Consider the following 8,857-nt stretch of genomic DNA (forward strand, 5'->3'; position numbering starts at 1 on the left):
CGACCTCGATCGAAAAGTTAGGTTAGCCTAACTTTCCTGAACGGGGGAGGGGACTGTCAACGCCCGGGAGGCGCGTCGAGCCGCCTGGGCGGCGCGTCAGGCCTCAGCGAACACCGCGTCGGTGGTGGTGACGGCCGCGCAGCGGCCGGCGGCCCAGCGCAGCGCCATGTCGTGGTCCTCGCGGGAGAAGTCGGCGACGGCGTCGGCGACGACGAACGCCTGGATGTCCCGCATCCACGCGTCGCAGGCCGTCATCATGACCCCGATGTGGGCGTACACGCCGACGATCACCAGCTGGTCGCGGCCCCAGCCGCGTATCCGCCCCTCGAGGTCGGTGCGCGTGAAGGCGCTGTACTTCCACTTGGTCAGCAGCGTGTCGCCGGGCACGGGAGCCACCGACTGCGGAACGGCCACGGCCGCCGGGTCGTCCGCGACGCCCGGGCCCCAGAAGTCCAGCTGGAGCCCGCGCTCCTCGGGGGTCTGGCCGCCGCGCTGGGCCGAGTAGACCACCGGCACACCGCTCCCGCGGGCCCCCTCCAGCAGCCGGGCGGTGTTCGCGAGCATGCCGGTCAGCGGCTGCTCACCGGCGGGGAACGCGGACAGGAAGTGCTGCTGGAGGTCGTGCACGAGCAGCACGCAGCGGGCCGGGTCCACGGTCCAGGACACCCGGTTGACCGGCAACCGGTCCCCGGCCGGGAGCGGGTAGGCGGTGACGGCCGGGAGCGGGTAGGCGGTGACGGCCGGGGGCGCCGGGCGCGGACCGGCCTGCGCATGCCGCTCGGCGGCGGACCGCAGGCCCCTCTTGCTGACCTTGCCGACGCCGGTCTGCGGGAAGGCGTCGACGAATTCGACGAGGTCGGGGACCTTGTAGGCGGCGACGCCGCGTTCGCGGACGAAGGCCTTGACGGCGGAGGCCTTCAGCGGCCCGGCGCCCTCCCGCAGGATCACGTGGGCGAGGGTGCGTTCGCCGAGGAACTCGTCGGGTACGGCGACCACGGACACGTCGTGCACGGCCGGGTGGGCGAGGATGACGTTCTCGACCTCCTCCGGCGCGATCTTCTCGCCGCCCCGGTTGATCTGGTCCTTGGCCCGGCCCTCGACCACGAGGTGGCCGGTGGGGGTGCGGCGCACGATGTCGCCTGTGCGGTAGAAGCCGTCCTCGGTGAAGGAGCGGGCGTTGTGCTCGGGGGCCCGCCAGTAGCCGCGGATGGTGTACGGGCCGCGGGTGAGCAGATGCCCGAACGCGCCGTCGGGGACCTCCGCCCCGGTGTCGTCGACGATGCGGATCTCGTCGTCCGGGGAGATCGGCCGGCCCTGCGTGGTGACCACGGTCTCCGGATCGTCGTCCAGCCGCGTGTAGTTGACCAGCCCCTCCGCCATCCCGAACACCTGCATCAGCCGGCACCCCAGCGCGGGCTCCAGGCGTCGCGCCGCCTGCTCGCTGTACTTGGCGCCGCCGACCAGGACCAGTTCCAGGCTGGACAGGTCGGGGCCGCCGCGCGCCGCGGCGGCCGTCCACACCAGGGCGAGCGGCGGCACCAGCCCGGTCATGGTGATCCGCTCGCTCTCGATCAGCGGGAACGCGGTCGCCGGGTCGGGCCGCGGGCACATCACGGCGGTGCCGCCGGCGTACAGCACGCCCAGCCAGCCGGGCGAGCTCATGGGGAAGTTGTGGGCGGCGGGGAGGGTGACGAGGAAGCGGGTGTCCGCGTCGACGCCGCAGATCTCGTTCGAGCCGCGCAGCGAGTAGGCGTAGTCGTCGTGGGTGCGCGGGATGAGCTTGGGCACGCCCGTCGTGCCGCCCGACAGCTGGAGGAACGCCAGCTCGTGCGGCTCCGGTCCGGCGATCGGCCGCTGCCCCGGCTCGCACGGAACCTCGGCCAGCGCCGTGTGCTCCCCCGGGTCGCCGGCGACGAACACGTGCTTCAGGCCGGGGGTGCGCCCCCGGACCAGGGAGGCGAGGGCGCGGTGGTCGAACCCGTCGTGCACGTCCGGGACGACGTACGCGACGGCCTCGGTGAAGGAGCAGAAGTAGCCGATCTCCGTCTCGCGGTGCGCGGGCAGCGCGTACACGGGCAGGGCGCCGATGCGGAACAGCGCGAAGACCACCTCGACGAACTCGCCGGTGTTCGGCAGTTGGACGACGACCCGGTCGCCGCGCCCGATCCCGCGCGCCGCGAACCCGGCGGCCAGTTGGTCGGCCCGCTCGTCCAGCTCCCGGTACGTCCAGGTGCGGCGCTCCGGCGCCGGGTCGACCAGGGCGATCCGGCCGGGATGGGCGGCGGCGCGTTCGCGCAGCATGCCGCCGAAGGTCTCGCCGCGCCAGTGGCCCGCCGCGCGGTAGCGTTCGGCGAACTCCGCGGGCCAGGTGGGCGCGTCCACGCCCGGGGTGAGCGCGTCGGCGGCCTCGGGCCGGGCGGCGGACGGGCCGGGGCGTACGGATGTCGGGTCGACGGTCACGGCGAGACTCCCACAGGGTCCAGGACGGTACGAGGGAAGGGAACTCGGCGGCACTCCACCGGGGCCGTCAGGCGCGGAGGGCGGCGCCGCCGTCGACGTACAGGTCGTGCAGGGTGATGTGACGGGCGCGGTCGGAGACGAGGAAGGCGACGGCGTGCGCGACGTCGGCCGGCTCGGCGATCCGCCCCAGGGGGATGCCGGTGCGGTACGCCTCCAGGTCGCCGTCGAGGACGGCACGCCGGCCCGCCTCCGCACCGCCGGGGGACCTCTCCCACAGGGCGTGCTGCATGCCGGTCAGGGTCGAGCCGGGAGACACGGTGTTGCAGCGCACCCCGTGCCGGGCGACCTCCAGCCCCAGGCACTTGGTGAACATCACGGCGGCGGCCTTGGACGCGGCGTAGGCGGCCATGCCGCTGCGCGGGACGCCGGCCGCGTTGGAGGCGACGGTGACGATGCTGCCCCGGCCCCGCGACGCCATACGGCGGGCCGCGGCGCGGGAGACGTGGAAGACGCCGTCGGTGTTGACGGCGAACACGGCGGCCCAGTCCGCGTCGTCCAGCTCGACCACGGCCGCTCCGCGCAGGATGCCGGCCACGTTGACCACGATGTCCAGCGGGCCGAGGACGCTCTCGGCCCCGGCGACGGCGTTCTCCACCGCCGTGGCGTCGGTGACGTCGAGGGCGCGGGCGACGACCCCGTCCCCGTACCGCTCGGCCAGCGCCTCGACGGCGGGTGCGTCGACGTCGGTGGCGAGTACGCGCGCACCGCGTTCGGCCAGCACCTCGACCACGGCGGCGCCGATACCCCGGGCCGCCCCGGTCACCAGGGCGAGCCGTCCGGCCAGATCCCGCTCGGTACTCACTCGGCCATCCTTTCCGGCGACGCCGGAGCGGTGAGCGGACTGGTGCCGGCTCACATGGTCTGAAGCGAGAGCGCGTGCAAGTCAGGTTTGGCTCACCATACCTACGGGGCGGGTCGGTCGCCAGGGCCGCGCAGGACGGGCGGTGGTGCGGAGGCGGGCGCCTCTAGGACACACCCCGTCCTAAAGATCGCCGAAGCTCTTCCCGTCAGCGGCCACGAGGGCCGCTCGGCCGCTCGTCCGCTCGTCCGCTCGTCCGCTCGTCCGTAAGGAGTCTCCGCGTGTTCTCCGTCCTCGCCGACATCGACTGGCTGGCTGTCACGATCGCGCCGGTCGCGTCGTTCCTGATCGCCGGAGTGTGGTTCGCGGTCGTGATCGCCGCACCGTACGCCGTCGCCCTCGGGCGCGAGGGCGCGCCGGCACCCGCGCCGACGCCGCTCACCACGGCGGGTCCGCTGATCTGCCTCCTCGCCACCGTCTTGACCAGCGCCGTTCTCGTCGAGGCGCTCGACATCACGGGCACGGGCGACGCCGTCACGTTCGGGCTCGTCGTCGGCGTCGGCCATCTCGGCGCGATGACCTTCCAGATCGCCGTCAACCCGAACTTCCCGCGCCCGCTCTACTACGGCATCCTCAACGCACCGTTCTTCGTGATCACCAGCGTGCTCAGCAGCGTGGTCCTGGCCGCCATGCGCTGACGGGCGGCCTCGTCCCGCTCCGGCGGCTCGGGCCGCCGCGGCGTCCGCTGCGTGTTGTGCTGCCGCCGCCGCGCACGCCTCTTTTGCCGGCGCTCCTGCTCCGGCTGGAATTCCGGTCGCCCGACCGGACCCGTTTGCCGGATGTGCGGGTGTGGAACCCGGCGGCGCATGAGCACAACGAGACGTCGCCACCGGATGAACCGAACGAACCGGACGAGCCGGATGAAGATGAAGCAGAGCCGAATGCTGTGGCTCCTGGATCGTCTGGAACGGGATCCACGGGCCGATCCGCTGATCGCCGCGCTGCGTACGGGGGTCCGCTCCCTGCCGCTGGGGCGCGGAAGGGACGCGCTGCACGGCAGGTGGCTGGGGCACCCGGTGCATCCGCTGCTGGTGCAGGTGCCGGTCGGCAGCTGGCTGTCCGCGGCCGTGCTGGACGTATGGCCCGGCCGTTCCCGCGAGGCGGGCCTGCTGGTGGGCGTCGGCCTGGCCGCGGCCGTGCCCGCGGCGCTGGCGGGCGCCGTGGACTGGGCGGAACTGCACCGCGAGCAGTCACGCGTGGGGCTGGTGCACGCCCTGGCGAACGGCGCGGCCGTGGGCCTGTACGCGGCCTCGCTCGCCTGCCGCCTCGGGGGACGTACGGGAGCCGGCCGAACGTACGGCTTCCTGGGGCTCACGGCGGTCGGACTGGGCGGCATGCTGGGCGGTCACCTGGCCTACCGCCAGGCGTCCGGCGCCAACCACGCCGAAGAGGTCCCGCACGTGATCCGGGACGTCTGGCACCGTGTCGGCGACGTCTCCGAGTTCCCGGCCGGGCAGCCCGTGCGGCGTGTCGTGGACGACGTGCCGGTCCTGGTCGTCCGCGAGTCCGGCGGGACGATCCACGCCCTGGCCGAACGGTGCAGCCATCTCGCGGGTCCTCTGTCGGAGGGCGCGGTCGCCGACGGGTGCGTCCAGTGCCCGTGGCACGGCAGCGTGTTCCGGCTCTCGGACGGCTGGAACGTGCGCGGCCCCGCCACCGCACCCCAGCCCGCCTTCGACACCCGCGTCCTCGACGGCCACGTCGAGGTGCGCCTGCGTCGAAACGGCCGGGAGGCGAACGGCAAATGGAGCGGAACGAAGACGCAGAGGGCCCATGGGCACGCCGGCTGACAGCCGGCTCGCACCTCCGATGGTCCACAGGGCGGACCTGTTCCCGCCTGTCGTGCGCGCAACGATTACCGGGCGGTCACCCGGTAGCGGCCGGTCACCCGGTAGCGGCCGGTCACCCGGTACCGGCCGGTCACCCGATACCGGCCGGTCACTCCGTACCGGCCGGTCACTCCGTACCGGCCGGTCACCCGCCACGCGTCCGGGGCGGATGGCAGGTGGTGGTGGCGGTCGTGACCCGGTTGCCGGGACGAGAGCCGATTTTTCCGTGCGGGCAAGGGGTTTGAGGGTGAAGCGAGGGGATACACGCCTGTGGCGGTGGGTCGCTGACGAGCCATCTCCCCTTCAATTTCGGGGGGTTGCCATCTCGTGACCCAACGTGAAAACTGTGAGCGCATTCGCCCGGATGGATCGTGCTGAAGCGCCTTTTCGGGACGCAAAGTACCAAATTGTGGGACAGGAGAGTCCTGCGCGGAGCCGCTGCGCGGGAGAAGTCACTGGGGGGATGTAGTGATGTCTGCTTTGTGTCCGAGGCACGTGCCACCAGGCTGCGGGCGTGCGGGCGCGCCGGCCGCGCGGCGGACGTCCGGACCGCTCGGAACCGCCGCCCCGGCGTACGGAACCTGTCCCCGGGGCTGTTGATACCCCAGGCGGCCACGGGCATGCCGTGAGGGGGCGGGCGGGCCCCTCGCGAGTGGCGGCCGGCCCGGCCCGACCACGAGCCGGCCACCTGGCACGGAGCGGGCTCCGCCGCGCGGTGGCCCACCCGTGGACCGCGCCCATGACGGCCACGGCTTCCTGCCCGGCGCACCCGCACCACCGTCGACGGCCCAGGCCGGGTCCGCGCGTCCCCACCCAAGGAGAAACGGTGACAAGCACTCAACTGGCGGGGTCCGCATCGCCCCTGGACGCGTTACCCGGGCGATGGCGGTCCTTACGCGAGGCGGGCCCCGTGACGTTCGACGAAGCGCTGGACCAGTGGCGTGTCGTGAACCACCAGGGGGTTTCCGCCGTACTCGCCGACCCGGCGACCTACTCCTCCGACCTCACGTCGATCACCCCCACCCAGCAGGACTTCGAGACCTTCCGGCAGGGCAACTTCGTCGGCATGGACCCGCCGGAACACCGCACACTCCGCACCCTGGTGAGCCAGGCCTTCACCCCCAGAGTGGTCCACGGGCTCGCTCCGCGCATCGAGGCGGTGTGCGCGCGCCTGCTCGACGGCGTCGCCGACCGCGACCGGTTCGACCTGGTCGACACCCTCGCCCACCCCCTGCCGATCATCGTGATCGCCGAACTCCTCGGCATCCCCGCCGACGACCACCGGCTGTTCCAGGAGTGGGCCAGTACCCTCTTCGGCGGCGACCAGCTCGGCGACAGCCTCGACATGGCCGACCTGGAACGGGCGCTGGAGGCCATAGCCCCGACCGTGCGGGAGATGAACGGTTACGTGCTGGACCACATCCGGCACCGCCGCGCCCACCCCGGGGACGACCTCACCAGCAGACTCCTCACCGCCGAGGTGGACGGAACGCGCCTGGCGGACGAGGAGATCCTCGGATTCGTCGCCCTGCTGCTGGTCGCCGGGCACATCACCACCACCGCGCTGCTCGGCAACGCCGTGGTCACCTTCGACCGGCACCCCGCGACCCTCGCCCGGCTGCGCGAGAACCCCGGCCTGCTGCCGGACGCCGTCGAGGAAGTGCTGCGCTGGCTGCCGCCCTTCCCCGAGCTGGGACGGCGCACCACCCGGCCGGTGGTGCTCGGCGGCCACGAGATCCCGGCCGACACCCTGCTGATGGCACACCTGGGTGCCGCCAACCGTGACCCCTCCCGCTTCACCGCTCCGGACGTCTTCGACGTGGCCCGCAGTCCGAATCCCCATCTGACCTTCGGCCACGGCATCCACTTCTGTTTCGGAGCGCCACTGGCCCGGCTGGAGGCACGGATCGCGCTGCATATGCTGATGGAACGTTTCCCCACCCTCGCGGTCCCCTCCTACGACGACGTCACGTACCAGAACCCGGCCGTCCTCGTCGGCGTACGCCAGCTGCCGATCGCCGTCACCAGGCCGTGAGGCGCGTCGACGCGCGCAGGTCCCGCACCGCTCACCCGCGGGCCGGCCGCGTTCCCTCCCCGCACCCGCTCTCATCAGGAGTCCCCTTCCCATGCCGTACCCCACCGCCGCTCCGGCCGCCGACCGGCCGCCGTCCCCGCTGCGCCAGGAGATGCAGAGCCGCCTCGACTCCCTCGCGCGCGCCCACCGCGTGCCCGGCGCCCAACTGGCCGTCCACACCGGCTCGTACACCCTCAGCGTGCACACCGGCGCGGCCGACGCCCTGACGGGAGCCCCGTTCACCGCGGACACGGCCGTACCCCTGGGCTCCGTCACCAAGCTCGGTACGGCCGCCGCCGTGCTGCTTCTCGCCGACGACGGGGACCTCGACCTCGACGAGTCCGCCGCCGAACTGCTGCCCGACTTACGGTTGTCGCCCGAGGTGACCGTGCGCCACCTGCTCAGTCACACCGCCGGCCTGCCCACCGGACCCGACTCCGACAGCGCCGCCGGCACCACCACCACGCGCTACCTCGCGGCGGTCTGCTCCGCGCAGAGCGCCCTGTTCCCACCGGGAACCGGCTTCTCCTACTCCAACGCCGGCTACGTCGCCGCCGGCCGGCTCGTGTCCGAAGTGACGGGCATGACCTGGCAGGAGGCGCTGCGAGCGCTCCTCCTCGAACCCTTGAGCATCGTCCCCGCCTTCCTCGGCGACGCCACCCCCGCCCGGCCGGTCGCCACCGGCCACGCCCTCAACACGGCCACGGGCATGGTGCGCCCGGCCCACCAGAACCTCGCCCCGGTGGAGGCTCCGGCCGGAGCCCTGCTGGCGAGCGCCGAGGACCTGGTGGCCCTGGGAAGGGCCGTCATCGGCCGGTCCACCGTCCTGCCCGCGCCCGTCGCCGCCCGGATGCGCCGTCCCCAGCCCGCCGCCGACCCCGGCGCCCTGGCGGACTCCTGGGGCCTGGGCCTCGCCCTCTTCCGGCAGGACGGCCGCCTCTGGTGCGGCCACGACGGGAACGCCCAGGGCACCTCCTGCCATCTGCGGGCCGAGCCGGACAGCGGCGTCGTCGTCGCCTTCACCGGCAACGCCGGCGGCGCCACCGCCCTGTGGCGGGAACTCGCCGCCGACCTCGCCCGGATCACCGGCATCCGTGTGCCGACCGCTCCGGCCACCGCCCGCCGCGGTCCCGCCGTACCGCTGCCGGAGTGCGCCGGCACCTACCGCAACGGGGACACCGAGTACGCGGTCAAGCTCGACGGGGACGGCACTCCGACGCTGTCCGTGGACGGCGACTACCCCATCCCGCTGGTGTGTTACCCGGACCTGTCCTGCGATCTGGTCGACCCGGCCACCGGCCGGCACGAGCCGGGCGGCCGCTTCCACCGCGCCCCCGCCACCGGGACCATCGACCGCCTGCAGATCTCCGGACGCACCGCGCGCCGCACCGGCACCGCCTGACCGCGCCGGCACCGTCTGACGCGTGCCGCACCGGCACCGTCTGACGCGTGCCGCACCGGCACCGTCTGACGCGCGCCCGCGTCACGCCCCCGCCCCCGCCCCCGCCCCCCGCGCCCGCGTCACGCACCCGCACCCGCCCCGCGTCACCGCACCCGCCCCGTACGCACGGACCC

General features: G+C 73.6%; 6 protein-coding genes and 1 pseudogene. 4 read left to right on the forward strand and 3 right to left on the reverse strand.

Annotated features, from left to right (window positions below; all coding sequences use genetic code 11):
* Positions 1-96: 96 nt before the first annotated feature.
* The 3 genes and pseudogenes from ACFV9M_RS02515 to ACFV9M_RS02525 form a co-directional block, all read right to left on the reverse strand.
* On the reverse strand, positions 97-666 hold the full coding sequence (locus tag ACFV9M_RS02515; RefSeq protein WP_385065014.1) for an isochorismatase family protein: 570 nt from the start codon (positions 664-666) through the stop codon (positions 97-99).
* 108 nt (positions 667-774) lie between these two features.
* Positions 775-2,382 (reverse strand): annotated as a pseudogene (locus tag ACFV9M_RS02520) ((2,3-dihydroxybenzoyl)adenylate synthase); the annotation flags it as partial.
* Positions 2,383-2,527: 145 nt separating this feature from the next.
* A complete protein-coding gene (locus ACFV9M_RS02525; protein WP_385064817.1) occupies positions 2,528-3,322 on the reverse strand; it encodes a 2,3-dihydro-2,3-dihydroxybenzoate dehydrogenase in 795 nt (264 codons plus the stop codon).
* A 278-nt stretch (positions 3,323-3,600) separates the two neighbouring features.
* Here ACFV9M_RS02525 and ACFV9M_RS02530 point away from each other — a divergent pair, with 278 nt between their 5' ends.
* The 4 genes from ACFV9M_RS02530 (at position 3,601) to ACFV9M_RS02545 (ending at position 8,684) form a co-directional block, all read left to right on the forward strand.
* Positions 3,601-4,017 carry a DUF1761 domain-containing protein gene (locus ACFV9M_RS02530; protein ID WP_385064820.1) on the forward strand — a complete coding sequence of 139 codons (417 nt, stop codon included), beginning with the start codon at positions 3,601-3,603 and terminating at the stop codon, positions 4,015-4,017.
* Between the two features lie 228 nt (positions 4,018-4,245).
* Entirely contained in the window at positions 4,246-5,169 is a 924-nt protein-coding gene (locus ACFV9M_RS02535) for a Rieske 2Fe-2S domain-containing protein (protein ID WP_385064823.1), read from the forward strand.
* A 949-nt stretch (positions 5,170-6,118) separates the two neighbouring features.
* The gene (locus tag ACFV9M_RS02540) at positions 6,119-7,243 is read left to right on the forward strand and encodes a cytochrome P450 (protein WP_385064826.1); all 1,125 of its coding nucleotides are present in this window, start codon (positions 6,119-6,121) and stop codon (positions 7,241-7,243) included.
* A gap of 91 nt (positions 7,244-7,334) precedes the next feature.
* A complete protein-coding gene (locus tag ACFV9M_RS02545) occupies positions 7,335-8,684 on the forward strand; it encodes a serine hydrolase domain-containing protein (RefSeq protein WP_385064829.1) in 1,350 nt (449 codons plus the stop codon).
* The last annotated feature ends 173 nt before the right edge of the window (positions 8,685-8,857 follow it).

The organism is Streptomyces sp. NPDC059895 (genome assembly GCF_042731035.1).
GTDB lineage: Bacteria > Actinomycetota > Actinomycetes > Streptomycetales > Streptomycetaceae > Streptomyces.

Excerpts from the sequence above, each read along its gene's own strand:
- ACFV9M_RS02545 (WP_385064829.1), top strand. The coding sequence starts at position 7,335 with ATGCCGTACCCCACCGCCGCTCCGGCCGCCGACCGGCCGCCGTCCCCG.
- ACFV9M_RS02535 (WP_385064823.1), top strand. The coding sequence starts at position 4,246 with ATGAAGCAGAGCCGAATGCTGTGGCTCCTGGATCGTCTGGAACGGGAT.